General features: G+C 46.4%; 23 protein-coding genes. 21 read left to right on the forward strand and 2 right to left on the reverse strand.

Translation table 11 applies throughout. From position 1 onward, the window contains the following. Positions 1 to 18: 18 nt before the first annotated feature. The 3 genes from HW273_RS02965 (at position 19) to HW273_RS02975 (ending at position 4,777) form a co-directional block, all read left to right on the forward strand. Positions 19 to 2,496, forward strand: a complete 2,478-nt coding sequence (locus HW273_RS02965; protein WP_179010362.1) for a GH116 family glycosyl-hydrolase — start codon at positions 19 to 21, stop codon at positions 2,494 to 2,496. Beyond that, positions 2,493 to 3,962, forward strand: a complete 1,470-nt coding sequence (locus HW273_RS02970) for a glycoside hydrolase family 32 protein (protein ID WP_179010363.1) — start codon at positions 2,493 to 2,495, stop codon at positions 3,960 to 3,962. The genes HW273_RS02965 and HW273_RS02970 overlap by 4 nt, the downstream gene beginning before the upstream one ends. A 299-nt stretch (positions 3,963 to 4,261) precedes the next feature. Then, positions 4,262 to 4,777, forward strand: coding sequence for a helix-turn-helix domain-containing protein (locus tag HW273_RS02975; RefSeq protein ID WP_330603906.1), 516 nt, complete (start codon positions 4,262 to 4,264; stop codon positions 4,775 to 4,777). 145 nt (positions 4,778 to 4,922) lie between these two features. Here the strand turns inward: HW273_RS02975 and HW273_RS02980 are convergent, their stop codons facing one another. Both HW273_RS02980 and HW273_RS02985 read right to left on the reverse strand, forming a co-directional pair. Next, entirely contained in the window at positions 4,923 to 5,807 is an 885-nt protein-coding gene (locus tag HW273_RS02980; RefSeq protein ID WP_330603908.1) for an IS3 family transposase, read from the reverse strand. Positions 5,808 to 5,839: 32 nt separating this feature from the next. Then, positions 5,840 to 6,133 carry a transposase gene (locus HW273_RS02985; RefSeq protein ID WP_021667285.1) on the reverse strand — a complete coding sequence of 98 codons (294 nt, stop codon included), beginning with the start codon at positions 6,131 to 6,133 and terminating at the stop codon, positions 5,840 to 5,842. Between the two features lie 105 nt (positions 6,134 to 6,238). Between HW273_RS02985 and HW273_RS02990 the strand changes: the two genes are divergently transcribed. The 18 genes from HW273_RS02990 to HW273_RS03075 all read left to right on the forward strand — a co-directional run bounded on the left by HW273_RS02990 (position 6,239) and on the right by HW273_RS03075 (position 25,699). After that, a complete protein-coding gene (locus tag HW273_RS02990; RefSeq protein WP_179010364.1) occupies positions 6,239 to 6,913 on the forward strand; it encodes a beta-L-arabinofuranosidase domain-containing protein in 675 nt (224 codons plus the stop codon). 63 nt (positions 6,914 to 6,976) lie between these two features. Further along, the gene (locus HW273_RS02995; RefSeq protein ID WP_243206733.1) at positions 6,977 to 7,105 is read left to right on the forward strand and encodes a helix-turn-helix domain-containing protein; all 129 of its coding nucleotides are present in this window, start codon (positions 6,977 to 6,979) and stop codon (positions 7,103 to 7,105) included. A gap of 388 nt (positions 7,106 to 7,493) precedes the next feature. Then, on the forward strand, positions 7,494 to 9,281 hold the full coding sequence (locus HW273_RS03000) for a sensor histidine kinase (protein WP_179010365.1): 1,788 nt from the start codon (positions 7,494 to 7,496) through the stop codon (positions 9,279 to 9,281). Between the two features lie 20 nt (positions 9,282 to 9,301). Further along, entirely contained in the window at positions 9,302 to 10,921 is a 1,620-nt protein-coding gene (locus HW273_RS03005; protein ID WP_179010366.1) for a response regulator transcription factor, read from the forward strand. Positions 10,922 to 11,091: 170 nt separating this feature from the next. Then, the gene (locus tag HW273_RS03010) at positions 11,092 to 11,970 is read left to right on the forward strand and encodes a carbohydrate ABC transporter permease (RefSeq protein WP_179010367.1); all 879 of its coding nucleotides are present in this window, start codon (positions 11,092 to 11,094) and stop codon (positions 11,968 to 11,970) included. Position 11,971: 1 nt separating this feature from the next. Then, positions 11,972 to 12,814, forward strand: a complete 843-nt coding sequence (locus tag HW273_RS03015) for a carbohydrate ABC transporter permease (protein WP_179010368.1) — start codon at positions 11,972 to 11,974, stop codon at positions 12,812 to 12,814. Between the two features lie 30 nt (positions 12,815 to 12,844). Beyond that, the gene (locus tag HW273_RS03020) at positions 12,845 to 14,206 is read left to right on the forward strand and encodes an ABC transporter substrate-binding protein (protein ID WP_179010369.1); all 1,362 of its coding nucleotides are present in this window, start codon (positions 12,845 to 12,847) and stop codon (positions 14,204 to 14,206) included. A 513-nt stretch (positions 14,207 to 14,719) separates the two neighbouring features. Then, complete coding sequence (locus HW273_RS03025) at positions 14,720 to 16,168, forward strand: serine hydrolase domain-containing protein (protein ID WP_179010370.1); 1,449 nt, start codon at positions 14,720 to 14,722, stop codon at positions 16,166 to 16,168. Between the two features lie 138 nt (positions 16,169 to 16,306). Continuing rightward, a complete protein-coding gene (locus HW273_RS03030) occupies positions 16,307 to 18,376 on the forward strand; it encodes a hypothetical protein (RefSeq protein WP_179010371.1) in 2,070 nt (689 codons plus the stop codon). A gap of 262 nt (positions 18,377 to 18,638) precedes the next feature. After that, on the forward strand, positions 18,639 to 18,989 hold the full coding sequence (locus tag HW273_RS11850) for an ATP-binding cassette domain-containing protein (protein ID WP_179010372.1): 351 nt from the start codon (positions 18,639 to 18,641) through the stop codon (positions 18,987 to 18,989). A gap of 325 nt (positions 18,990 to 19,314) precedes the next feature. Then, a complete protein-coding gene (locus HW273_RS03040; protein ID WP_179010373.1) occupies positions 19,315 to 19,542 on the forward strand; it encodes an acyl carrier protein in 228 nt (75 codons plus the stop codon). Further along, positions 19,539 to 20,486, forward strand: coding sequence for an enoyl-[acyl-carrier-protein] reductase FabK (fabK, locus tag HW273_RS03045; RefSeq protein ID WP_179010374.1), 948 nt, complete (start codon positions 19,539 to 19,541; stop codon positions 20,484 to 20,486). Before HW273_RS03040 ends, fabK begins: the two co-directional genes overlap by 4 nt. 47 nt (positions 20,487 to 20,533) lie before the next feature. Beyond that, positions 20,534 to 21,445: an ACP S-malonyltransferase gene (locus HW273_RS03050; protein ID WP_179010375.1), complete on the forward strand. Its 912-nt coding sequence runs from the start codon at positions 20,534 to 20,536 to the stop codon at positions 21,443 to 21,445. 14 nt (positions 21,446 to 21,459) lie between these two features. After that, positions 21,460 to 22,194 (forward strand): 3-oxoacyl-ACP reductase family protein, encoded by a 735-nt coding sequence (locus HW273_RS03055; protein ID WP_179010376.1) that lies wholly within the window; start codon positions 21,460 to 21,462, stop codon positions 22,192 to 22,194. Between the two features lie 101 nt (positions 22,195 to 22,295). Continuing rightward, complete coding sequence (gene fabF, locus HW273_RS03060; protein ID WP_179010377.1) at positions 22,296 to 23,522, forward strand: beta-ketoacyl-ACP synthase II; 1,227 nt, start codon at positions 22,296 to 22,298, stop codon at positions 23,520 to 23,522. Between the two features lie 29 nt (positions 23,523 to 23,551). Beyond that, positions 23,552 to 23,977 carry an acetyl-CoA carboxylase biotin carboxyl carrier protein gene (locus HW273_RS03065; RefSeq protein WP_179010378.1) on the forward strand — a complete coding sequence of 142 codons (426 nt, stop codon included), beginning with the start codon at positions 23,552 to 23,554 and terminating at the stop codon, positions 23,975 to 23,977. Beyond that, positions 23,974 to 24,420, forward strand: coding sequence for a 3-hydroxyacyl-ACP dehydratase FabZ family protein (locus tag HW273_RS03070; protein ID WP_179010379.1), 447 nt, complete (start codon positions 23,974 to 23,976; stop codon positions 24,418 to 24,420). Before HW273_RS03065 ends, HW273_RS03070 begins: the two co-directional genes overlap by 4 nt. Beyond that, positions 24,395 to 25,699 (forward strand): acetyl-CoA carboxylase biotin carboxylase subunit, encoded by a 1,305-nt coding sequence (locus HW273_RS03075; RefSeq protein ID WP_179010380.1) that lies wholly within the window; start codon positions 24,395 to 24,397, stop codon positions 25,697 to 25,699. The genes HW273_RS03070 and HW273_RS03075 overlap by 26 nt, the downstream gene beginning before the upstream one ends. Positions 25,700 to 25,707 lie beyond the last annotated feature (8 nt).

Consider the following 25,707-nt stretch of genomic DNA (forward strand, 5'->3'; position numbering starts at 1 on the left):
TAGCAGGAGGATTATATAATGAATACGATGAAGCTACATTCCAAAGTTGATCTGTTTGAGACAGGAGGAAAAATTTCATATAAGAAGGACGCATCAGTTGCAAAATTTCTTTTGGGAGGTATCGGAACAGGAAATATTTCTGTCGGGGCAAGAGGTGAATTAAGAGACTGGGAAATTTTTAACTGGCCAGGAAAGGGACAGTTTGTACCGTTTTCATTTTTTGCGATCTGGACTAAGGAAGAGGGCAAGGAGCCGGTCAATAGGATTCTGGAATCAAAGCTGTGTTCGCCGTTTTATAAATCCCACGGTTTTCTGAACGGAGAACTTGCAGGCATTCCGCGTTTTGAAGAGTCAGAGATGGTGGGAAAACAGCCGTTTGTTTATGTAAATCTCAAAGACAGCAAAGTTCCAGTAGAGGTAAGGATGGAAGCGTTTACACCTTTTATCCCGCTGAATGCGGATGATTCTGGTATCCCTGTGGCAGTAATTCGGTACAGGGTGAAAAACCCAACCGATCATCCGGTAGACGTCTCTGTAGTCGGAACGATGGCAAACGTAGTAGGATTTGACGGATACGATGTATTCAATAATGTGAAGTTGGTGGATGAAGTACAGAACGAATATAGAGAGGAAGATGGAGTTAGAGGATGGTATTATACTGCAAAGCACTTAAAAGAGACGGATATGAAGTTCGGCAGTATGTCCATATCTACGACAAACAGCTGTGGAATTACAAAGAAAAGATGGTTGCACGGACAGTGGACAGACAATGCGCAAGATTTCTGGGATGATTTTACTGAAGATGGAATGCTTACCGAGGAAGAAGAAATCGAGGCAAAGGGATGTGATCTCCTTTCACACTATGATTTTAGCTTCCTGAATCTGAAGGAGAGAATCAGCTCTATCAGTAGCTATGAGACAATTGGTCCTAACGAGGCAAAGACGTTCGAATTCCTTATTTCGTGGTACTTTCCGAACAGACCGAAGGGATGGATCGAGTACGATGAAGATCTCAAGAGATATCGCGAAGGCGGATATGATTCTATCAGAAATTACTATGCGACAAAATGGAAAGATGCGTGGGATGTGACAAATTATGTAGTAAACAAGATGGATTATCTTGAGAAGAATTCTCGTGCCTTTGAAAATGCGCTGTTTAATACATCACTTCCCGCATATGTTGTTGATGCTGTGGCATCCAACATCATGTCTATGAAGAGCCAATGTTGTTTTCGTATTGAGAATGGAAATTTCCTCGGTTGGGAAGGAATCCGTGATTATGTAGGGTGCGGACAGGGAAATGTAAATCATGTATGGAATTATGCCACAGCGGTTGCATGTTTGTTCCCGGATCTTGAGATCACGATGCGGAATGTGGAATTTAATATTGAACTGGATAAAGACGGATGCATGCCGTTCCGTGCGAGAAAAGTTCTTGGAGAAAGCAGGTGGGATATGATTCCCGCATGTGATGGGGAGTTTGGCGCCATTCTGCGTATTTACAGAGAGTGGAAATATACTGGTGATGATGAGTTCTTAAAAGGAATATGGGATAATATGATAAAAGCACTCAAGTATTCCGTTAAGGAGTGGGATACGGACGGCGATGGTGTTCTTGACGGAAAACAGCATGTGACTTACGATATTGAGTTCTACGGCCCGAATACAATGACCAATACGATTTATCTTGGAGCGCTCAAGGGTGTGGCGGAAATGGCAGAACATATTGGCAAGAAAGCCATTGCAGAAAAATGCAGCGCTTTATATGAGAAAGCTGCTCTGCTTGTGGATCAGAAGCTGTTCAACGGAGAATACTACATTCAGGAACTTGAGGATGTGGACGCATACCGCTACCAGTATGGAAAAGGTTGTCTTACGGATCAGCTGTTAGGACAGTTCATGGTGCATGCCGCGGGTCTTGGGTATGTGCTTCCAAAAGAACATGTGAAAAAGGCATTGGAATCTATTTACAAATATAATTTTCGCGATTGCATGGACGATGTCCCGAACGTGCAGAGAACGTATGCGCTCAACGACGAGGCGGGTCTTGTACTCTGTTCATGGCCACACGGAGGAAGACCGAGATTCCCGTTTGCGTACTGCGATGAAGTGTGGAGCGGCGTAGAGTATACGGTAGCGGTCAATATGGTGAAAGAGGGCATGATTGAAGAGGCATTTACAATAATCCGGGCAATTAGAGATAGATATGACGGATATAAAAGGTGTCCGTGGAGTGAGACAGAGGCAGGACATCACTACATTCGCCCGATGTCAAGTTTTACCCTGATTCCTGCATTCGCAGGCTATGAGTGTGATATGGTGAAGAAGACCATGTCGTTCCATCCGGTTATCAATCAGAAGAATTACACAACATTCTGGATTAATGGAAAAGCATGGGGAACATACCATCAAACAATAGATAATGAAGGAAAAACACATTCGGATATTCAGGTATTATACGGAGATCTGAATGGAATTCAGGTAGAGAATGTATGATTGAAAGATATATTGTGAAGAACCGGGAGACGGATAAAAAAAATGAGAAATGGAGGCCGAGATATCATTTTACGGCTCCCGTTTCTTGGATGAATGACCCGAACGGGTTGATTTATTACAGGGGATGGTATCATCTTTTTTATCAGTACAATCCGAAAAACTGTGACTGGGCCTGCATGCACTGGGGACATGCAGTCAGTAGGGATATAATACATTGGAAGGATATGCCGATTGCGTTAAAACCCGACCAACCGTATGACAATCATTCGGAAGGCGGCTGCTTTTCTGGAAGCGCCGTTGAGAAGGACGGGACGATGTATCTGTTCTATTCGGCTACAATAAAAAAGAACGGAAGAACAAAACAGACACAGTGCATCGCGTATTCCGATGACGGAGTCCATTTTCAGAAATATGCAGGAAATCCGGTCGTAGAAAAGCCCTATCCGGAGGTGTCGGATGATTTCCGAGATCCGAAAGTGTTTGAACATGCGGGAAAATGGTATATGGTTGTTGGAGGATCGATCGGAGGGGCAGATAGCGGTGGCGACGGTAGAGTGTTCCTATACGAATCAAAAAATATTTTTGACTGGTCATATAAAGGAGTAATCCTTGTCTCTGGCGGGAGGATGGGAACAATGTTTGAATGTCCAGACCTCTATGAAATCAACGGAAAGTGGGTGCTGACATGTTCGCCGATGAATCATCCCACACTGAACAAGGCGCTGTACTGCGTCGGTCAGATGAATTTTGAGAAGGGCGAGTATGAAATCGAAAAAATCGGCACTCTAGATACAGGGTTTGATTATTATGCGCCACAGACGTTTCTTGATAAACACGGAAACAGAGTTATGGTAGCATGGCAGAACGGATGGTTGTGGATGCCTTGGTGTGAGGGCTGGGGTCCGACTAGCGTGGAAAACTGGAGAGGCACTTTGAGTATTCCGCGTGTTGTCACTTTGAACAAAGAAGATGAGATCTGCCTGTATCCCGTGGAAGAACTGGAAACTCTTGTGTTGAGCAAAAAAGTGCTGAAAGAAGTACGGGTTACCAGAGAAAAATATATGATCTTTCCAGAGGTGCCGAAAAGTTTTCGATTGCTGATCCGACTGGATGTAAAAAAAATCCGGTCGCGGTATCTGGAAATCGGCATGCTCGGGAAGGATGACCATGCGACGGTGATTTCCGTCGACTTGCTGGAAAATATTTTAAGTGTCGACAAAAACAACGGAGATCTTTATGGTAGGGGAAGAATGAACCGTATTTTTCACCGAGAAGACAACAGAATGGAAATAATGATTCTTGTCGATTGTAGCAGTGTGGAAGTTTATGCGGAACGTGGAAGATACTGTATAACAAGCAATGTATATCCGGCGCCGGATCAGACAGAGTGTTGGATCAGGACACCTTATAAGGAAGCCGTGATTGATGAAATCACAGTGAGTTCACTTGACGGAATATGGGATTGACCTAAGAAAATAATCCTGACTCTTCTGCATATCTTACCCTCAGAGATGTGAGAAGAGCCATAAAATTGTTATCTGAATGTGCAGCATTTATGACTGTGGGAACCATGATTTGCCTTACGATATATCATATGACAGATTATGGAGTTGTTTATAACTGAATCGAATACGGTACATTACTGTGAGAATGTAGGATTACAATACATGTGTTACATCACAACTAAATAAAAAAACGGAAGAGCCTGTCTTGTGTTAAAGTTAGTTCACTACAAACAAATCCAAACATAAGGAGGTCTTCCGTTGTGACTACTATAACACAGGATATGCGCTTTAGGCTATCTCTTATCCGTTACGCACAAAAACATGGTGTCACCAAAGCTGCGGTCCGTTATCGCGTTAACCGACAGTTTATCTACCGCTGGATGAAACGCTATGACGGCTCCTGGGAGTCTCTCAGTTACCGATCCAGGCGCCCCCACAGTCATCCCAACCAGCATACCCCAGAGGAGTTGAAACTCATCTCCGACATGCGCCGCAGGAACCAAAGCGCCGGCCTTGTCACCTTTTGGATAAAGCTCATGCAGCGCGGCTACAAACGCTCTGTTACCGGCCTTTATCGCGTTCTCAGGCGTCGGGGAATCATGGCAGTCAAGCCGCAGAACCCTAAGTATATACCTAAGCCCTACGAGCAAATGCTCTATCCCGGCCAGCGGTTCCAAATTGATGTAAAATACGTTCCGGCAGTCTGTCTGGTTAACCAAGCCAAAGTGGTCCTATGTCAAGAAAAAGTACAAGTTAAAAATAACCTTTTTCGCTGATACTCCGCTGTTTATCCTACCGCCCTTCATGACAGTCACAGATCAGACTGTCATTCCGGTTGGTGTATGAGTACAATAATTCCCGCTAAACAGCATTAACAGTTTCAAATGCTCTGTATCAGTGACTTACACACCGGATTATCTCTCAGCTTACGAGCTTGAGAGACTCCTCCAGTTTCTCCAGGTATTGCTCCTCATACTGACCCGGTGAGCAGTAATCACAATGACTATGGAGCCTCACTGTATTATAGAAAGTTTCAATATACTCAAATACAAGACGATAAGCATGTTGATAATCAAGTATCACAAATCGATTGATCCATTCTCTCTTAATGAGTGCATGGAACGATTCGATGCATGCGTTATCCCAAGGATATCCCTTTGGGGAATAACTATTAATAAAGCTTGCAGTTGCATCTTTGAAAGCATCCGAAACATACTGTGATCCGCGATCATTGTGAAATACAAGCGGTTTGTCAACATGACGCTTTTGCTTTGCCAGATTGACACAGTCGACAACATGCTGCGCTTCCAGGGTCGTGCTGAGGACCCAGGCGATGATTTTCCGTGAAAACAGATCCATAATACTAGTCAGGTACACAAAACCAATCACAGTAACAATATAAGTGATATCGGAAACCCATACAGCATTTGGCTCTGCCGGATTAAATTGCTGCTGCAGTATATTTTTTAATTTTGTACTGAAGTCAGAATCTATGGTTGTCCGGGTATATGGTTTTATCCATTGAGCCTTGATACCCATCTGATGCATGTAGGTGCCCACAGTCCGCTCGGAAATGGATTCACCATCTTTATGAAGCTGCACCGTGATTTTGGGTGCCCCGTAGTTTTGATGGGATTTATCATATATTCTCTGGATTTTTTGTTTCATCGCTTCTCGACGCTTCTCTGTGTCGGAAGGGACACGCTTCTTCCAGGAAGCATAACCGGATCGTGAAACACCCAGATATTTCAGTATCCCGCTGACAGAGACCCGGTGTTTCACCGGAAATTGATGAACTTCCTCCACGTATTCAGCAGTTGCTGTATATATGGCCAGTGTCAGTTTCCCAGGATACCGATGGCTTTTTTTAATACTTCAAGTGCGTCCTTTGTATCTCGTAATTCTCGCTGAAGCCTGGCGATTTCCTTTGCCTCGTCGCTGGAATAATTGCCGGCTCCGCGGGTTGGGACCTCACCATCATTCTCCTTTGCCTTCTTGATCCAGGACTTTAACGCAGAAATACTGACATTGAGATTACTGGCTGCTGCCTGGTAAGATAGTTCCGGATGCTCCTTTTTGTAGCGAACTGCATCCTCCTTGAATTGTTGGGTATATACCGTTCCTTTTGCCATGACTCTTTTCCCTCCTGTTCTTTCATGGTACATGATTTATCAGGAAAAGGTCATTCTTATTTTGTACTATTTATATGCTAGCTCCAGCCTAATGTAGCATGTACCTTGGCCTCTTTAGGACAGTATATTCTTGATACAGACCGGAACGATGTTTATCTTAATCTTTTCATATCAAATACGACAAAACTTGATCTGAATGGCAAAACTGCTGAAATAAAGGTTGAGACAAAATTTCCGTGGGAGAGCCGGATGAATATTTTTGTAAAAGCGCAGGACGGCTTGAAGTTGCATATCCGGATCCCTGATTATGCTATAAATTTTGTTATTCAAGGTGAGAAAAATATAAAATATAAGAAAGAAAATCATTATGCAGTAATTGATCTTAATAGCGATACGTCATTTTCCATTAGCTTTGATATGAAAGCAGTTTGGGTAGCGGCAAATTCTAATATACGTGAAGACATTGGAAAAGCTGCATTAGTCAAGGGACCTATTGTATATTGCTTTGAAGAGACAGACAATGGAAGTAATTTGGCATCTGTTTATGTAGATGCACATTCAACAATAGAAGAAAAATATGTAACGGTTCCGACAGAGTGTATAGCGCTTTATGTGAAAGGAAAACGAATGATAATGGAAGAAAGGGATTTGTATTTTCTTCTAACTTCTACTAAGTGTGAAAGCGTTGAGCTTAAAGCTATTCCATATGCGTATTGGTGCAACAGAGTTCCGGGGGAAATGGCCGTTTGGATGAAGTATTTAAATTATGATCCTGTATAAATAAAGTTGACACTTTTTCCTCAAGGGAACATATATAATCCAAGAGGAGAAGGAGATAAACAAATGGCAGGAAACAGGCAATACGATCACGAGTTTAAGGTACAGTCAGTGAAGCTTGCCAAGGAAATAGGGCAAGCAAAAGCTGCCAGAGAGTTAGGAATCCCAAAGAATACTTTATATATATTTAGATGAGAGCTTTCCGGCTTAAAAGACTGGGTCGCATTATATCGCGGCATTTGCGCTTCCGGTCGAGTTGTTGTAAGATACTTGCAGAGGAGAAGAGAAATATGCTATTATAAAAGATCATATAGGTGACATGCCACTGGGTGTGTCACCTGTTTTGGCTTCCTGCTTCAAAAACCACATGTTTGACAGGTGGTTTCGATAAAGAAAAGCCCATTGATGATATTTGATTGGCATGCAAACTTGAAATATGAATATAGAAATCGGTGATTCTGTTGTAGAGGATATGATGTAGACACTGTGATGAAAAACACGGCGCAGATGTTAGATATTTATCATAAGTCCTTTTAGAGACCGGATTGGCAGCGGTCGCTTGTAGGCGGGTATGACAGAGAAGATGAAGAAGTTAAAGGGTTTCCAGGTATGGTATGAAAAAAGAACGTTTCGTCAGTTATTGACTTGGTCGATGGTGACTTTATTAAGTGTGCTGTTTATCTGTTTCAGCCTTATTTTGACAAGTTTGTCAGAAAATAAGATTCGGCAGAATGTGAAGGACAATATGTCCATAGTGGTAAAACAATTTAATGTATATCTGGATAATTATATTGCAAATGTTTATTCGGCATTTTTGACATTGGAATCTAATCAGAATCTTCTACAGCTGCGAAACATGAGAGAAGGAAATCAGAGCCTTCCTTATGCAGCAGCTAATTATGTGTATTTAAACAGACTGTTGAAGCAATTATTTAATGCAAATAAGACCAGTGTTTGTAATGTCTATCTGAATTTCGGCAATGGAAAAGTACTTCAGCAGGCTTATGAGCAGGATCTTTTGAAAATAAATTATACCTATGGGATCTGGAAAGAACGATTTCCGGATAATAGCTATTACTGGGTAGATGCAGATTCTTTTCGAGATCTAATTCCGGATAAAGAAGTAGGAGCGGTGCTGTTTCATCTATATGATGGAGAGAATAATAATAGAAGCGGAATTATTTTGATCGCATTAAAACAAGATTTTTTTGAAAATATTCTGGATGTAACAGCTTTGGATCAAGATGCAGCTTTGAGCATTTTAACGGATTATGGAATCATGCATTTTGGTTCCCCGGATGCCTGGAAGGCGGTACAGGATAAGCGGGAATATTTGGTGAATCATGAATGCTCTGATGGAGAAGTCCGGACAAATATTTTAGATGGCTATTATTTCATGTCCAAGTCTATTAAGCAGACTGGGTGGAAGTTGGTGTATAATGTAAAAGAAAGCAGTATTTCCAATGCGCACTATATTATTCGGGATGCTATGGTGCTGGTAGCGATAGCAGTGGCAGTATCGGCAGTGATTCTTGGAATTTTGTCTGATGCAATCAGCTATTCACTCCGAGAATTGGCAAGGAAGGTGGAGGCAGAAGATATTCTGGAACGTGAAATATCTGTGCACTCTTATGAAGAAATCACAACCTTAAGTAAAAATCTGGAGAAAATGAGGGTTCATATTAACCGGCTTTTAAAGCGGATAAAAGAGGAACAGGGTGCGAAGCAACGTATGGAGATTGCCCTTTTACAGGAACAGATTAACCCGCATTTCCTTTATAATACGCTATACTCGATTAGTCAGTTGTGTGAACTGAAAAAGACGGAAAAGGCAAGTGAAATGTTGCTCGCTTTGGCAGCATTTTACCGGATCGGATTAAGTAAGGGGAAGACAATCATCACTGTAAAAGAAGAATTAAAACATGTGAAAAATTATTTATTTATCCAACATTTTCGTTATTCGGATCTGTTTGATTATACGATCGATTGTGATGAGGAAATTCTGGATTGTCTGATTCCTAAAATGTCCTTGCAGCCATTAGTAGAAAATGCAATTTACCATGGAATTAAGATGAAACATGAATTTGGAAATATCTGTATTCTTGGTGGAACTTATGATGGAAAACATGCCTGCCTGGAAGTACATGATGACGGACCGGGAATCGAACCGGAACAGTTGGAAGAAATCCGAACTTACTTGAAAGATGGAAAACCAGGGGAGAAGACGGCAAGTTTCGGCATGAAAAATGTGAATGCCAGATTGAAATTAGAGTTTGGTCAGGAAGCAGGTGTTGAAATTGAATCTGTCAGTCAGGATACCTGTGTAAGAATTTGTTTTTCAATGAAACGGGAAAATGAAGAGACGTCTTAAAAAATGCCGGTAAGGAAAAGATGAGAAGGTACAGTATTTTATTTATTGATGATGAGGAATTGATGCGGGAAAGTTTTCAGAAACTGGTTGACTGGAACGCTCATCGGTTTGATGTGACAGGAATCTTTAAAAATGGAGAGAACGCTTGGGAATATTTAGAGAATCATACGGCAGATATTATTATTACGGATATCAATATGCCATCTATGGATGGAATCAGTCTTTTGGAACATATCCGGGAACGCAGTTTAAAAAGCAGAGTACTGTTTTTGACGGGATACGAATACTTTGAGTATGCCCATAAGGCGGTACAGCTGAAGGCATTTGACTTTTTATTAAAGCCAGTAACACCGGAAATACTCTTGCAAGCAGTACAGAGGGCTGCTCTTGATATTGAAAAGGAAGAATTATCAGAAGAGGCTGTAGGAAAGAACCAGGAATTCTTACAAGGCCATTTTATCAGTCAGCTTTTGTATGGAAGAATAAAAAAGACTGAGATTCAGAAAGAAGCAAGGAAGGTTAAAATACCAGTAGATCAGGTCAGCTGGCTGGTAATGCTGGCTGCAGTGGACACGAAAGAGGGAAAGAAGATTCCGGAGGGAGAAGGCGGCGAGGTGAAGCGTCTGCTCCAAGAGAAAATTTTAGAGAAAAAGCAGAAAATGGAAGAGCTCGTTGGAGCGTCATTTCAGGTTTATTTTGCCAGGACAGTCAGCATTCATCTGCAGATGGTATTGACCTCTGGGAGAAAAGGGCTGTTTACACTGGAATTTATTCATGGTTTTACAGATTCTTTGGTGGCTTTGGAAAAAGAATTGCCAGAATATCGGGTGACATTTGCTGTCGGAAGAAGCAAATGTTCCATTGAGGAACTTCCGGAGTCTTTTGAACGAGTGCGTCATGTGGCAGATAACCGGCACATTTTAAAGGGAAATGACTGGAAAGTTGTACATACCTCTGACTATCTTTGGGATAAAAAAGAAGAACTTCAGGTAGTACTGCCTACGGACACGCTGTTGCATCATATTCGCCTGGGAATGATTGATGAGGTAGAACAGGATATTCGTGGAATCTATGAACCGTTCCGGAATAAAGAATATATTTCTCTGGAATCGGCGAAGATGGTGACAACAGAGCTGGCAATTACGGCATTTAAGGGAGAAGTGGCTTTTCAGGATGAGTCAGTCAGTTATTTGTATTATCTAAACCATATCCAGCAATTGACAACTTTGGATGAGATGGAAGAAGATATCCTGCAGTTCGCTAAAAATATTACGGAGAAGCGTAAGAAGGGTGGAAACCATAAGAAGAAAACTGCAGAAGCAGCGCTGGAATATCTGAAACATAATTATATGAAGGTGGAGCTGAATTTAAATGAAGTAGCGGATTGCTTAAATATCAGCGTCCCGTATCTGGCAGTTTTATTCAAACAGGAGACAAAGCAGAATTTTGGTGCTCACCTGTTGGGAATACGTATGGAAAAAGCTAAAGAGTTACTTCGTACCACAAGTGATACCATTGGTGAGATTGCAGAAAAAACGGGATATAGTGGAGCTAATTATTTCACTGTGTGCTTTAAAAAATATATGGGAATATCACCAGGAGCTTATAGGGATCAAGCAAAAGACATTTGGAATCATTAAACTTTTGGGATCATCAAATTTCATGAGGGGGGTGACCTTGTTGAAGGGCAGACTTGATGGTCTGCCTTTTTTGGCGCCTTTTATATAAAAATTTGAACATTTAGTATAAAAAATTGGCTATAAAAGTGAAGGCGGATTCCATATAATTTTATCGGAAGGGAGGAACAGAGATGAGAAAGAAAGAAATGATGCCATATTTATTCTTGGCACCGGCTGCATTTTTTATTTTGGCATTTTTAGCTTATCCTTTGCTGACAGTGTTTTATTACAGCCTTCAAAGCTATGATGTAACCAAAATTGCAAACCAGGGTTTTGTAGGGCTTGAAAATTTCAAAAAACTATTTGCAGACAAAATTTTTTACCGTTCATTAGGCGTATCGGTGAAATGGGTTTTGACAGAGGTGGTTTCACAGCTTGTGATAGGTATGATCCTGGCACTACTTTTGGATAGGAAATTTAAGGGGAGAGGAATTTATCGCTGCATCGTATTCTTCCCTTGGGCAGTATCTGGGGTACTGACTTCCATGCTTTGGTCTTTGATCTACAATGAAAATATTGGTCTTTTAAATTCTATTTGTAAAGATCTTGGGCTGATTACCAAGAATGCAGCATGGCTTGGCAATATGAAGACGGTATTTAAATCTACAGCTGTTGCAGAATTATGGAGAGGTATTCCATTCTTCGCCATCACCATCTTAGCTGCATTACAGAATATTCCGAGTGATCTGCATGAAGCGTGTGTTATGGACGGAGCAAATACCATGCAGGAAATATTCCTGATCAAACTTCCGATTTTGAAAGATACCATTATCCTGACTACTTTATTAAGGGCAGTTTGGGAGTTCAATAACGTAGATTTGATCTTTACCTTGACAGGCGGTGGCCCATCTTATCGGACAACAACATTGACTATGTATATGACCAATACTTCGGTAAAGAACGGAAATTATGGATATGGTTCTACATTGGCAGTCATCGCATTCTTCATTTTACTGATATTTGCCGGAATTTATCTGAAGGCTTCTGGCTATGGAAAGGAAGATGAATAGAATGAAACATAGCAAAGGGAAAAAAGTGTTTTCTGGCGTTCTGTTTGCGACTGCGCTGTTCGTAATCCTGTTTTTTATTCTTTTTCCAATCTATTGGTGTTTTGCGACATCCTTTAAGCCTTCGGTGGAAATTACATCAAAAGCTGTAACTTATTGGCCGAAAACCTTTACATTGCAAAACTATGTAGAGGCATGGACAAGAAGTGGTTTCAGTAGTTATTTCAAGAATAGCTTATTTATTGCCATATTCGGAGTGGTATTTATTGTAATACTTTCTATTCTTACCGGATATGCGCTGGCACGTTTTAAGTTCAAAGGCAAAAATGCATTCATGCTGATTTTACTTTGTACTCAGTTTATTCCTGGAGCAATGCTGATCACTCCGATCTTTATTATTTTCAAAAATCTGAATATGTTAAACAGGCTGTTCGCCCTGGTTTTAGTTAATACTACGTTTCATTTCCCATTTAATTCGATTTTAATGAGGGGATTTATCGGCAGTATTGATTACACTATTGAAGAAGCGGCACAGATAGATGGATGCAGCAGATTGGGAGCAATCTGGCATGTATTATTGCCGGTTTTAAAACCTGGTATTGCTACCATCGCGGCATACGGATTTATTTCCTGTTGGAATGAGTTCTTATTCTCGTTCATGTTTATCAGCAAACAGGACAAACTAACACTTCCGGTTGGCTTAAAGAACCTGGTTGGTGAGTTTAGTATCAATTATGGTCAGTTGGCAGCCGGTGCTATAATTGCAGTTCTGCCGACATTAATCTTGTTCAGTTATGTACAGAAAAACCTGGTTGGCGGACTTAGTTCTGGAGCAGTAAAGGGATAATCCCTTAAAGGTATAAAAAGGAGAAGAATCATGAAAAAAATGAAAAAAGTATTGGCATGTGCAGTAGCAGCAGCAATGACAGCTTCGTTGGCAGCCTGCGGTGGGTCCGGAGACAGTGCAGGGGGAACGGCTGCGGCATCAACAGAGGCAGTGAAAGCCAATACAACAGAGGCAGCTGGAGATAAAGTAACTGTTACCTTTTGGGATGAGAATGCCGGTGATGAAAGAACTCAGTATTACATGGATATTATTGAGAATTTCGAAAAAGAAAACCCGGATATTCACATTGAGTATTTAGGGCTTTCTTCCGGGGATGCGCTTTCTAAATATCAGACTGCAATCGCTGCAGGAGAGACACCGGATGTTGGTGGTTTAAATAATGGTTGGGCAGCAACAGTAATTGGTCAGAATCATTGTGTGGCACTGGATGATATGCTTGCTGCATGGGATGGTTCCAAAGATATGGAAGATGGCTATATGCAGATATGCCGTACACAAAATAAAGATGGAAAAATTTATATGATGCCAACTTCTGCCAACTTTATTACATTGTGGACAAATGATGAAATGTTTGAAAAGGCTGGTTTAGAAGCACCAAAAACCTGGGATGAATTTTTTGAAGATGCCAAATTATTAACAGATAAAGATAATGGGCAGTATGGTTATACAATTCGTGGCGGTTCTGCATCTCCGGCAATTTTAATTGATTTTATCTATTCCTATTTAGGAACCGATGAAGTATTTGATAAAGATGGTAAGACTACCCTTAACTGTGATGAGGCGGTCGAGTTCCTTGAAAAATACCTTGGTCTATATGGCGAGTACACTCCAGAGAGTGATATTACCGCAGGTTACAAAGAGATTTCCGCAAACTTTGATTCTGGTGTATCAGCAATGCTTACTCATAACCTCGGATCTTACGGTAGCCATGTGACTGCATTTGGTGGAACAACAGGATTTACGGCAAATCCACTTCCAACAGCAACAAATGGAAAATATATAAACTATGGCGGAGCGATAACTGGCTTAGCTATGTTTGATACCTGTAAGAATCAGGAAGCTGCATGGAAATGGATCACCTATATGTGTGGTCAGGACGCAAACAGCTACTGGAACAAATCCATCGGTCAGCTTCCAACCAACACCGCATGCTATAATGATGACTGGATGAAGGATATGCAGCCTATACAGTGTGCAATCAAAACAACCAGCCAGGACAATTGCTTGACCTACACTTCCCCGGCATATCTTCCTGAGTGGGGCAGCATCAATTCTACTTATATTGAGCCGGGTATCCAGTCTGTTATGTCTGGTGATATGACAGCAAAAGAATTGCTTGATATGTGGGCTGAATATCTGAATGCGGCATATGCGAACTATATGGCAAATTAAAACAGAATAGGTGCCAGACATAGCAATTAAAAATAAATGAAGAAAGGCAGGGGCACACCAATATAACATGTGCTTCTGTCTTTTATAGTTCCGGCATAATCTGTCCTTTAGCTGTGACATGCAGTGGATTTTATGATGTGTTCAGGGATACACATTGGATGAGTCATTTTTAGTTTTCTCCGGATGATTTAGAAATTGCAATGTTCTGCCATGAAGGTCCATGGAATTATACTCAGCAGAGGATCTGGGTGATTAGTATGAAGACTGGAGATTTCTGACCATGTTTCCGACAAAGCGAAGATGATTGTGTTGGGCATGAGTTCTGATCCCAGAAAGGAGATATTATTTTTGATAACCGTTGAGTTGGTCATGATGGAACGATTTCCAATTCCAAAGGGCAGGTATATGCTTCCCGGAATGTCAGCACAGAAACACCATACTTTGGGTTTGCCCATGAAGACGGAACCGTATACCGGAAGAGATTTGAAGTTTATAAGATAGGAGTGTAAACAAATGAAAATCAGCACACCGGAAAAACAGGGAATTCCAAGCAAAGCATTAGAGCAGTTTGTTGATAAATTAAAAGAGCAGAAGATACCGGTGCACAGTATTTTGGTTGCCAGACATGGATATATGGTGCTGGAAGCTTATTACCAGCCGTATGGTAAAAATAAATTGCATCGGATGTTTTCGGAAACTAAGAGCTATGTGTCTCTTGGTATAGGACTTTTAGTTTCTGATGGTTTGATTCATTTAGATGATAAAATATGTCAGTATTTTCCAGAGTATCTTCCGGGGACAGTACATCCGTGGCTGGAGGAGATGACGATCAAAGATATGCTACAGATGGAAACCTGTCACAATATGACTACTTATAGGAAGACCAGCACCACAGAAAACTGGGTCGGAAGCTTTTTTCAGACGTTACCGACGCATCGTCCGGGACAGATATTTATGTATGACACTTCTGCATCTCATACTTTATGTGCGTTGGTTGAGAAGCTGACGGGACAGAAATTGTTGGATTTCTTAAAGGATCGAGCGCTTCGGCAGATTGGCTTTTCGGAAGAAAGCTATATTATGGAAGATCCATTTGGGGTTTCCATGGGAGGCAGCGGTTTAATGGCAAAACCAACTGATATGTTAAAAGTGGGTTTGATGCTGCTAAACGGTGGAAAGCATCCTGATGATTATGGAAAAGAGAATGGCAGACAAATTTATCCGAAAGAATACTTGGATCAGGCACTTAGATTTCAGACACCGACGGCTATGGGTTCTTTACGAGACTGGGGTTATGGATTCCAATTCTGGAAAATGCCAAGAGATAGTTTTGCCATGATTGGCATGGGAAGCCAGGATACCATGTGCTTCCCGGAGCAGGATATGGTGATCTCCCTGACTGCGGATACTCAAGGTATTCCCAATGGAAGTGATATGATTCTGAATCTGATTCAGACAGAAATCTTTGAGCAACTATCCGATCAGCCGCTTCGGGAGTTAGAAGAAACAGACCAAAAGGTATGGAAAGATAAGATTGAGAATCTGGCACTTTCTGCTCTTGAAGACTGGGGTGGAGAAAATGTAGCCGAGATGATAAATGGAAAAGATTACAAATTTTATGTAAATAAAGAAAGCTTCTATCGGATGCGTTTATGCATTGGAACGAATCAGACCGGCGTTCTGGAATATGAAAATGAGCGCGGAACCCACCAAATTCTATTTGGCATGGGAAATAATCTGGTTGGAATGTTCCCAGAGTATCACCAGCTATGCGCTTCATCTGGCGCTTGGTGCAGCAGAGATACATTCTACGTATACTGCCAGCTGATTGATGAATCTGTGGCTTCGGTCCATTTTAAGCTTGTATTTACGGAAGACGGAACCATGACGGTTCTTATGCGTAAGACAGAAGAAACAAGGTTCGACGAGTTTCAGGGCGTTTATACAGCAGTATGGTGTTGAAAAACGATTCCATGAGATCATGGAATATAAAAATAGGAATATTAAGCAACTGACAGATGGAGAGTGCGCCTATTTGCCGGGAAAGGGTGAAAAAAGACATAAATACATGACAGGGAGAATATACAAGGAGAATATACAATGAAAAATGTAGTATTGAGCAACGAAGATTTTAAGGATTTTCCCATTGGGGAGTTCCCTTATGACAAAGATCACACAGCCATGGGAGAATACCAATATGTGGTAGAGGGTGGCTATCATGGCAACTGGGTAGATATGGTCTGTAATTATACCTACAACGGAACCGGTCCGACCTGGCTGATTACAGAGCGAGACGGAAGACATTTTATGGAGTCTATGCGAATCGAGAAAAATCGGCCTCATCGGATGTTTCCGACACTGGAAACCGGAAAACACCAGTGGAAGAATTATGAGGTATCAGTTTCTCTCAGACGACTCTCTCAAAAGGGTATGGCAGGGCTGGTGTTCAGTATGAATCACAGTATTGATACTCTGGTATTTTACCTTGAGGGCAAAGATAAAGCAGCAGTGGCTTACCGCCATAAGGAAGAACTTCAGGTCTTGAAAGATGTTTCTTTTCCACATAATTGTGACCGGGAATATCGTTTGAAAGTGGATTGTGATGGTCGTACTGCTAAGATTTATGTAGATAACCGGGAATTGTTTCGTGTAGAGGATGATTTGGTAGCAAGAGGTGGAAAGGTTGGTATTACGGCAGATTGCCCATCCAGATTTGCTGATTTTAAGGCATGTGTATCTGAGAAAACGAAACATGAAATTGAAGCGGCAGAACTTGCAGTGAAAGAATCAGAAAATGAGGAAATGAAGAAACATCCAAAGATGAAACTTTGGAAAAAAATTGACCTGAAAAATTTCGGCACCAGTCGTCAGATCCGGTTCGGCCATCTGACCGGAACGGATGAGTGGCATGTGGTTCTGGCACAGATGCAGAAGAGAGTCAGCCGCGACGCTTATGGATTTATCAGCTGTATGACTGCTATTGACTTAGATGGCAACGTATTGTGGCAGTTGGGAGAGCCTTCGGATAAGGCAGAAGAACTGGGTAAAGTATCTGCGGATATGGCATTCCAGGTTTATGATATCGATGGAGATGGAAAAGACGAAGTCATCGTGGGATGGGATTTCGAGATTCGAATTCTGGATGGTGAGACAGGAACCATCAGGAAATCTGCTAAAACGCCATTTTCCGATGAGGAAGACTCGGATTTGATAGGCGTACCTTATCAGATATACGCTTTTGAGCGGATTAACCCGGATGGCATTCGTATTTGCAACTTCCGCGGTAAAGAGAAGCCGGCGGATATTTTGATCAAAGATCGTTACTGCCGGATTTATGCTTTAGACGAAGATCTGAACGTCATGTGGAAATTTAAGAGCTCGACCAACACTGGTCACTGCCCGCTTCCGATCGATATTGATGGAGACGGAAAGGACGAGCTGTTGGTAGGTTATAAACTGTTAGACAGTGATGGACAACTGCTGTGGAGTTATCCGATTTTCGAGGACCACACAGATGAGATCGTGGCAGGAAAATGGATGCCGGGCGAGGATGAAGGCCATTTTGCCTGCGTTTCCGGTACAGAGGGCTTCTTTATCGGGGATTTCTATGGAAATATCGTGGCAAGAGATAGGATCGGGCATGCGCAACGTGTGTCCATTGCCAACTATTGTCAAGAGCTGGAGGGAAGAGAAATCGTGGTTACCAACTTCTGGGGTCATCAGGGTGTTATCTTCCTTTATGACTGTTACGGCAATCAAATCTGGGAGATGGAAAATGAGATGAATGGCAACATTCTGGCTCCTGTAAACTGGGATGGTGATGGTACTGAGTTGATCTTGACGAATGCGGAGGCACAAAAGGGTGGTTTGATAAATGGCAAAGGTGTTCGTGCGGTGGAATTCCCGGATGATGGACATCCGGTTCTGTGCTGCGAGTCACTGGATTTGACCGGAGATGAGAGAGATGAGCTGGTAGTATGGGATTATCATTCCATGTACATTTATACTCAGAACGATTGTCCGAAGACCCAGACTTACCATCCTGTACAATTCCCAATCTACAACGCTTCCAACTATCGTGGTGAGTATTCTTATCCGGATGCTTCTTACCTGGATTTTCATGCAGATAAGGAAAAGATGAAAGGGAGAAATGAAACATTTCCTGATTAACCGGTCCAAAGAACTACGGATTGAAGAATTATATGAGAAATGTGGCAATCATTCCTTGAAACTGTTGTTTGACCCGTATCGGAGGAGTTATGGATATTTGTTTTTATCTCTGCTTTTTTATGTAAACAAACTTTCGCCAGCGTGGATTTTTCCCATCGTAACGGCAAAAGTTATGGATATTGCTGTGTCCGGAAATAAGACGGAGTATGGTATGATTTTTTAGCATTTGATTTATGGCAGCGATAACAGGTATGAGCATGGAATGACGCGCAAGCGGCATGAGAATGCGAATGCCTGTAGGATTGCGAGAACTGCAAAGCAGAGAAGCAATCCGTCGGGACGTATATATTTGGTGGAGCCCTGCGAAGCAGGGCATGGACGTTTGGCTGGTGCCTCAGGAGAAAATTTTATTTTCCGGTACTGTCAGGGAGAATATTATCTGAATCTTGGAGAACACGGCGGCTGTTTATCCGGTGGTCAGCGCCAGCGGATTAGTATTGCCTGTTCTCTCCTGCGGAATCCAGATATCATTCTCTGGGATGAAGCAACCTCGTTGCACATCGTCTGTCCGCCATTCGGAATGTTGCCTGGTTCAATGCCGGAATTACTTTGATTTGTCATGGGCTGCATCGCAGGACTATATTTGCAGACGAAATGCAGATCCTCTTTCTTGATACTTCGAATTTTTTGCGGAGCAGTGGCTGTGAAGAATCATTCTTCATGGCATCGATCATCTCTGAATTAAACAACATTTTTCAAAAAACTGTTGACAAATATTTCCGGCAGCTCTATAATGCCGTTCATGGGTAAGCGGTGATTACCGAGACCCATTTCTTTTTTGCAGATAGGTAATCGATGATTACCATGGGCTGCGGCGGATAAGGCAGAAAGCCGAAGAAGTGTTTCCCGCGGGGCAGGAATGTTTAAAGGAGGATAGGATGGTACTGGACAGTGTGAAGAAAATCGTGGCGGAACGGCTGGATCTCCCGGCGGAGGAGATCACGGAGGACAAGACCTTCGCGGAACTGGGGATCGATTCCCTCGATACCGTGGAGCTGCTGATGGATCTCGAGGATGAGATCGGAATGGAGATTCAGCTCGAAGAGAAGCTTGATACCATCGGAGAGCTCGTGCGGTTTATCGAGAGCAGGCAGGCGGAGGCATGAGCGGAAACCCGATTTGCGAGCTGCTTCAGATCGAATATCCGATCTTTCAGGGGGCGATGGCATGGATCGCAGACGGAAGACTCGCTGCGGCGGTTTCCGAGGCGGGCGGCTTAGGCATCATTGCCGGCGGAAACGCACCGGCAGACTATGTCAGGGAGCAGATTCGACTCCTTCGGGAGAGAAGCTCGAAGCCCTTCGCGGTGAATATCATGCTGCAAAGTCCCTTCGCGGAGGAGATCGCACAGCTGGTTTGTGAAGAACGCGTCCCTGCCGTGACAACCGGTGCGGGTAATCCGGCGCGCTACATGGAGCGTTGGAAGCAGGCGGGGATCAAGGTGATTCCGGTGGTTGCATCCACAGCGATGGCGAAGCTGATGAGCAGAACGGGAGCGGACGCACTGATCGCAGAGGGCGGAGAGAGCGGTGGGCATGTCGGGGAGCTCAGTACCATGGTACTGCTGCCGCTGGTTTCTGATGTGACGACCCTTCCGCTGATCGCAGCGGGCGGCATCGGGGACGGCAGAGGGATCGCGGCGGCATGGGCACTCGGCGCATCTGCCGTACAGCTCGGTACCCGCTTCCTGACTGCAAGGGAGTGCCCGATCCACCCGGAATATCGGGAGAAGATCCTGAAGGCAACGGATCGCAGCACAGTCGTGACCGGAAGGACGACAGGACATCCGGTGCGTGCGCTGCGGACGCCGTTTACGAGAGAGTACGAGGCACGCGAGTACGGCGGTGCAGAGGCTGTGGAGCTCGAGAGGCTTGGCAGCGGCGCGCTCCGGAAGGCAGTACAGGACGGAGATGTGCAGGAGGGCTGCTTTATGTCTGGCGAGATTGCGGCAATGTTTACGAAGACACAGACCGCACGGGAGATTATTGAGGATCTGGTTCGGGATGCGGAGCAGAGAGGGGTGCGGCTCCGCGGGGATTGCGGGCTGTGATAAGCCGCAGGATTTCCCGATGCAAGAATCGGAGAAAAGGGGGCAGGATGGCAAAAACGGCATTTATCTTTCCGGGACAGGGCGCGCAGTACAGCGGGATGGGAAAAGCGCTTGCGGTATCCTCTCCCGCGGCGGCAGCGGTCTTTGACAAAGGAGAGCAGCTGAGGCCGGGGATACGGGAGCTTTGCTTCCATGGCACGGAGGAGGAGCTCCGGCAGACGAGGAATGCGCAGCCCTGTCTCTTTCTTACAGAGCTTGCGGCGGCGAGGGCTCTTGAGGAGGCGGGATTTCAGGCAGCGGCGGCAGCGGGCTTTTCCCTCGGGGAGCTGTCCGCAGTCTGTGCAGCAGGGCTGCTCCCGCTGGAGCGCGCCCTCCCGCTGGTGCTTTTAAGAGGTGAGCTGATGGAGAAGGCAGCGGCGGCACAGCCCGCCTTCATGGCGGCAGTGCTCCGCTTGGAGAATGAGCGGGTGGAGGAGCTTGCGGCAGGCTTTCGGGCGGTCTATCCGGTGAATTATAACTGTCCGGGGCAGCTCACGGTCTCCGGCGCGAAGGAAGAGGAGGACGATTTTCTGCGTGCAGTCAGGGAGGCAGGCGGCAGAGCCGTCCCGCTGAAGGTCAGCGGCGGCTTCCATTCCCCGTTCATGCGGTCGGCAGCCGAAGCCTTTTCTTCGCTGCTGTCTGAGGAGAGCTTTGCTGCGCTACAGTATCCGATTTACTCGAATCTGACGGGACGAAGGTATGACAGCTCGCCGCAGGAGCTGCTGTCTGCGCAGATCTGCTCGCCGGTACGCTGGGAGAGCATCATCCGGCAGATGCTCGCCTCCGGCATCGATACCTTCGTGGAGCTGGGACCGGGAAGCACTCTCTCCGGCATGGTACAGCGGATCGACAGAACGGTGCGGACGCTTCATGTGGAGGATGCGGAGAGCCTGCGCAGTACGGTTTCTGCTCTGCGATGAGAAAAGGAGAAGCTATGTTAAAGGATAAGGTAACGATCGTTACGGGCGCCTCCGGCGGCATCGGCACGGCGATCTGCGAGAAACTCGCAGCGGAGGGCGCGCAGCTCGCGATGCTGTACCGGGGAAACAGGGAGGCGGCGGAGTCGCTCGCGGCGGCGCTTACGGAGCGATTCGGCGTGCAGGCACGCTGCTATCGCTGCGAGATTTCTGATTTTTCGGAGAGCGGCAGAATCGCTGCGGAGATCCGGAAGGATTTCGGACGCGTCGACTGTCTCGTGAACAACGCGGGTATCACACGGGACAGGCTGATCCTTACGATGAGGGAGGAGGACTACGATGCGGTGCTCGATACCAACCTGAAGGGCGCCTTCAACATGATCCGTCATGTGAGTCCTCTGCTGCTTCGGAACCGAGGCGGGCATATCGTGAATATCAGCTCGGTCTCCGGACTCTTCGGCAATGCCGGACAGTCCAACTACAGCGCCTCGAAGGCAGGACTGATCGGGCTGACGAAGGCGGTCGCGCGGGAGCTCGCGCCGAAAGGCATTTTCTGCAATGCTGTCGCACCGGGCTTTATTGAGACGAAAATGACGGCAGAGCCTAGCGAGAGGGAGCGCGCCCTCATTGACAGTATCCCGCTTCGGCGCATGGGGAGAGCGGAGGAGGTCGCGGAGGCGGTCGCCTTCCTGCTCGGCAGCAGCTATATTACCGGAGAGACACTGCGCGTAGACGGCGGCATCGCGATGTGAATGCGGCGAAGAGCTTAGGGCGGTTCAGAACAATTGCAGGGTGCAGAGCTGCGGTATTGCCCGGCAGGGAGTTTTGAGAGGGAAAGAGGAAGGGAAAAACGATGAGAAGAGTGGTAGTCAGCGGGCTGGGTGCGATCACACCGATCGGCAACAACGCAGGAGAAGCGTGGGAGAGCATGAAGAAGGGCGTGTGCGGCATCGGCCGCATTACCCGTTTCGATACGACGGACTACAAGACAAAGGTCGATGCGGAGGTGAAGGGCTTCGATCCGAGTCTCTACATGGATCGACAGGACATTCACCGTGCGGATCTTTTTACGCAGTATGGTGTGGCGGCGGCATCGCAGGCGGTGGAGGACAGCGGGATTTGCGGCAAGGTGGAGCGGGAGCGCTTCGGCGTTTACTTCGGCAGCGGCATCGGCGGCATTCTCACCTACAGCGAGGAGCAGAATAAGCTGATCAGCCGCGGAAACCGCAGAGTCTCTCCGTTTCTGATCCCGATGATGATCGCAAATATGGCGGCGGCGATGATCGCGATCAAGCATGGCTGCGAGGGGGCGGTGCAGCCCTCCGTGACTGCCTGCGCCTCCAGCGCCAGCGCCATCGGAGAGGCGGTTCGCGCCATTCGGCACGGCTATGCGGATGCGGTGATCAGCGGCGGTGCCGAGGCATCCATCTGCGAGATCGCAGTGGCAGGCTTCTCCAATATGCAGGCATTGTCCTCCGCAGAGGATCCGAACGCGGCATCTCTGCCGTTTGACAGACGGCACGGCGGCTTCGTCATGGGAGAGGGTGCGGCGGCGCTGCTGCTGGAGGAGTATGAGCACGCAAAGGCGCGCGGCGCGCGGATCTACGGTGAAGTCGCAGGCTACGGCGTGAGCTGCGATGCCTACCACATTACCTCACCACGGCCGGATGCAGCGGGCGCTTCCCGCGCGATGCGGGAGGCAATGGAGGAGGCCGGGTACCAGGAGGGGGAGCTGGTTTACCTCAATGCACATGGCACGGGGACACCGATGAATGACAAGCTCGAGACACTGGCGGTCAAGAAGACATTCGGAGAACGGGCACAGGAGGTGCTGATCAGCTCGACGAAGTCCATGACCGGGCATATGCTCGGTGCGGCGGGTGCGGTAGAGGCAATCGCGGGGCTCTATGCGATGAATGAAGGAATCCTCCCGCCGACCATCCATCTGCTGGAGCAGGATCCGGAGTGCGACCTGCATTATATTCCGAATACGGCGATACAGGCGTCGCCGTCTCTGGTGCTTTCCAACTCGCTTGGCTTCGGTGGACACAATGTCTGCCTTGCCTTCCGAAGGGCTTAAATCCGCTGACCATATCGAAGGAGAAAACAATGTCAGAAACAGATATCCGAAAGTATGCGGAGCTTATGGGAGAGCTCGGGCTGACCGGTCTCGAGATCAACGAACAGAAGGGCTCGATTCGCCTCGAAAGAAACGAAGGCGGGAGAGCCGGAGCGGGAGCGGCAGCTGTTCCGGCAGAGCTGGAGGCGGCGCAGCAGAGTGTGGCGTCCTCCTATACGGAGGTAAAGTCCCCGATTGTCGGCATCTTCTATCAGGCGTCGATGGAGAACGCGGAGCCGTTCGTCAAGGTCGGCGATAAGGTGAAGAAGGGCGATGTTCTCGCAATCGTCGAGGCGATGAAGCTGATGAATGAGATCACCGCGGAGGTGGACGGCATCGTCCGCGAGGTTTGCGTGCAGAACGGGCAGGCAGTGGACTACAGCTGCACGCTGTTCCGGATCGAGGAGCAGGGATGAGACGGGAAGAGATTGAAAGGCTGCTCCCCCACAGGGACAGCATGCTGCTGCTGAACCGGCTCGAGAGAAACGGGGACTATGCAGAGGGGGAGCTGGATATTCAGGGGACGGAATGGTTTCTGAACGGTCATTTCCCCGGGTTCCCGGTCGTTCCCGGCGTGATCCAGTGTGAGATCCTTGCGCAGTCCGCCTGCGCGCTGATCCCGGCACTTTCCGAGGACAATGCGAGGATTCCGATGTATACGGGCCTTGATAAGGTACGCTTCCGCGCTCCGGTTTATCCGGGGGACTGCTTCCGTACGAGGTGCAGGATCACGCGGAGCAGGGCAAACTTCTATTTTATAGAAGGAAAGGGCTATGTAGGGGACAGGCTCTGCATCAGCGCAGAGTTTTCCTTTGCCATCGTGGAGAAGAAGGATGTTTTCAAAAATACTGATTGCTAATCGCGGCGAGATTGCCGTCCGCATCATTCGCGCCTGTCGGGAAATGGGAATCAAGACCGTGCAGGTTTTTTCCGAGGCAGACCGGGACAGTCTCGCCGCAGCACTCGCCGACGAGAGCTACTGCATCGGTCCGGCTTCGGTGGAGAAGAGCTACCTCAATCAGGCGCAGATTCTTCGCACGGCACTGATGACGAAGGCGGAGGCGATTCATCCGGGCTATGGCTTTCTGTCTGAAAATGCGCATTTTGCGGAGGAATGCCGCAAAAACGGAATTGCCTTTATTGGACCGCCGGCGGATTTCCTGCTCCGCACGGAGAATAAGGCGGAAATGAAGAAGGAGATGGCGGCGGCAGGCCTGCCGACGATTCCCGGCTCCGATACGCTGAAGAGCCGCGAGGAGGCGATTCGCGTTGCGGAGAAGATGGGCTATCCGGTGATGCTGAAGGCGGTTTCCGGCGGCGGCGGAAAGGGCATCCGCCTGCTCTACTCGAGAGGGGAGCTTCGGGAGGCGTACCCGCTTGCGGAGGCGGAAGCGAAGGCAAGCTTCGGCGATCCCTCTCTCTATCTGGAGAAGTATGTCTTCCCGGCACGGCATATCGAGGTGCAGGTCATAGCGGATGAGGCGGGGCATGTGCTTTGTCTCGGTGAACGGGACTGCTCGGTACAGCGGCGGCACCAGAAGCTGATCGAGGAGACCCCCTCCGCCGGACTGGATGAGAAATCCAGAAGGAAGCTCTTCCAGAAGGTGACGAAGGCGGTGCGCAGCATGCAGTATACCGGTGTCGGCACACTGGAATTTCTGCTGGATGAGCAGCAGAAGCTCTGGTTCATGGAGATGAATGTGCGATTGCAGGTGGAGCACGGCATTACAGAACTGTATACCGGGCTTGACCTCGTGAAATGGCAGATCCGTACAGCGGCGGGCGTCTCCCTGCCGTTTTCGGAGGAGGAGACGCGGGGGCGGGGATATGCGCTGGAGTGCCGCATCAACGCACTCTCTCCGGGGACGGTGCAGCGCCTGCATATTCCGGGCGGGCCGTTTATCCGCTTCGATACGGCACTGATGCAGGGCACGGTCGTAACGCCCTTCTATGATTCTCTTTTGGGAAAAATGATGGTCTGTGCCGTAAGCCGCGAGGAGCTGCTTCGGAAAATGAAGGCAGCGCTCTGCGAGCTGGTGATCGAGGGCGTAGAGACCAATATCGAGGAGCAGCTTCGCTTCCTCGAGGATCCGCGATTCGTGAGCGGAAACTATGACCTTCGTTTTCTCGAAGGCTGAGAAAGGAA

Source organism: Oribacterium sp. oral taxon 102 (assembly GCF_013394775.1).
GTDB lineage: Bacteria > Bacillota > Clostridia > Lachnospirales > Lachnospiraceae > Oribacterium.

Excerpts from the sequence above, each read along its gene's own strand:
- HW273_RS03015 (WP_179010368.1), top strand. The coding sequence starts at position 11,972 with ATGAAACATAGCAAAGGGAAAAAAGTGTTTTCTGGCGTTCTGTTTGCG.
- HW273_RS03050 (WP_179010375.1), top strand. The coding sequence starts at position 20,534 with ATGGCAAAAACGGCATTTATCTTTCCGGGACAGGGCGCGCAGTACAGC.
- HW273_RS03000 (WP_179010365.1), top strand. The coding sequence starts at position 7,494 with ATGAAGAAGTTAAAGGGTTTCCAGGTATGGTATGAAAAAAGAACGTTT.
- fabK (WP_179010374.1), top strand. The coding sequence starts at position 19,539 with ATGAGCGGAAACCCGATTTGCGAGCTGCTTCAGATCGAATATCCGATC.
- HW273_RS03065 (WP_179010378.1), top strand. The coding sequence starts at position 23,552 with ATGTCAGAAACAGATATCCGAAAGTATGCGGAGCTTATGGGAGAGCTC.
- HW273_RS02970 (WP_179010363.1), top strand. The coding sequence starts at position 2,493 with ATGATTGAAAGATATATTGTGAAGAACCGGGAGACGGATAAAAAAAAT.
- HW273_RS03005 (WP_179010366.1), top strand. The coding sequence starts at position 9,302 with ATGAGAAGGTACAGTATTTTATTTATTGATGATGAGGAATTGATGCGG.
- fabF (WP_179010377.1), top strand. The coding sequence starts at position 22,296 with ATGAGAAGAGTGGTAGTCAGCGGGCTGGGTGCGATCACACCGATCGGC.
- HW273_RS03030 (WP_179010371.1), top strand. The coding sequence starts at position 16,307 with ATGAAAAATGTAGTATTGAGCAACGAAGATTTTAAGGATTTTCCCATT.
- HW273_RS03010 (WP_179010367.1), top strand. The coding sequence starts at position 11,092 with ATGAGAAAGAAAGAAATGATGCCATATTTATTCTTGGCACCGGCTGCA.
- HW273_RS03025 (WP_179010370.1), top strand. The coding sequence starts at position 14,720 with ATGAAAATCAGCACACCGGAAAAACAGGGAATTCCAAGCAAAGCATTA.
- HW273_RS02965 (WP_179010362.1), top strand. The coding sequence starts at position 19 with ATGAATACGATGAAGCTACATTCCAAAGTTGATCTGTTTGAGACAGGA.
- HW273_RS03075 (WP_179010380.1), top strand. The coding sequence starts at position 24,395 with ATGTTTTCAAAAATACTGATTGCTAATCGCGGCGAGATTGCCGTCCGC.
- HW273_RS02995 (WP_243206733.1), top strand. The coding sequence starts at position 6,977 with ATGGCAGGAAACAGGCAATACGATCACGAGTTTAAGGTACAGTCAGTG.
- HW273_RS03070 (WP_179010379.1), top strand. The coding sequence starts at position 23,974 with ATGAGACGGGAAGAGATTGAAAGGCTGCTCCCCCACAGGGACAGCATG.
- HW273_RS11850 (WP_179010372.1), top strand. The coding sequence starts at position 18,639 with ATGACGCGCAAGCGGCATGAGAATGCGAATGCCTGTAGGATTGCGAGA.
- HW273_RS03055 (WP_179010376.1), top strand. The coding sequence starts at position 21,460 with ATGTTAAAGGATAAGGTAACGATCGTTACGGGCGCCTCCGGCGGCATC.
- HW273_RS03040 (WP_179010373.1), top strand. The coding sequence starts at position 19,315 with ATGGTACTGGACAGTGTGAAGAAAATCGTGGCGGAACGGCTGGATCTC.
- HW273_RS02985 (WP_021667285.1), bottom strand. The coding sequence starts at position 6,133 with ATGGCAAAAGGAACGGTATATACCCAACAATTCAAGGAGGATGCAGTT.
- HW273_RS03020 (WP_179010369.1), top strand. The coding sequence starts at position 12,845 with ATGAAAAAAATGAAAAAAGTATTGGCATGTGCAGTAGCAGCAGCAATG.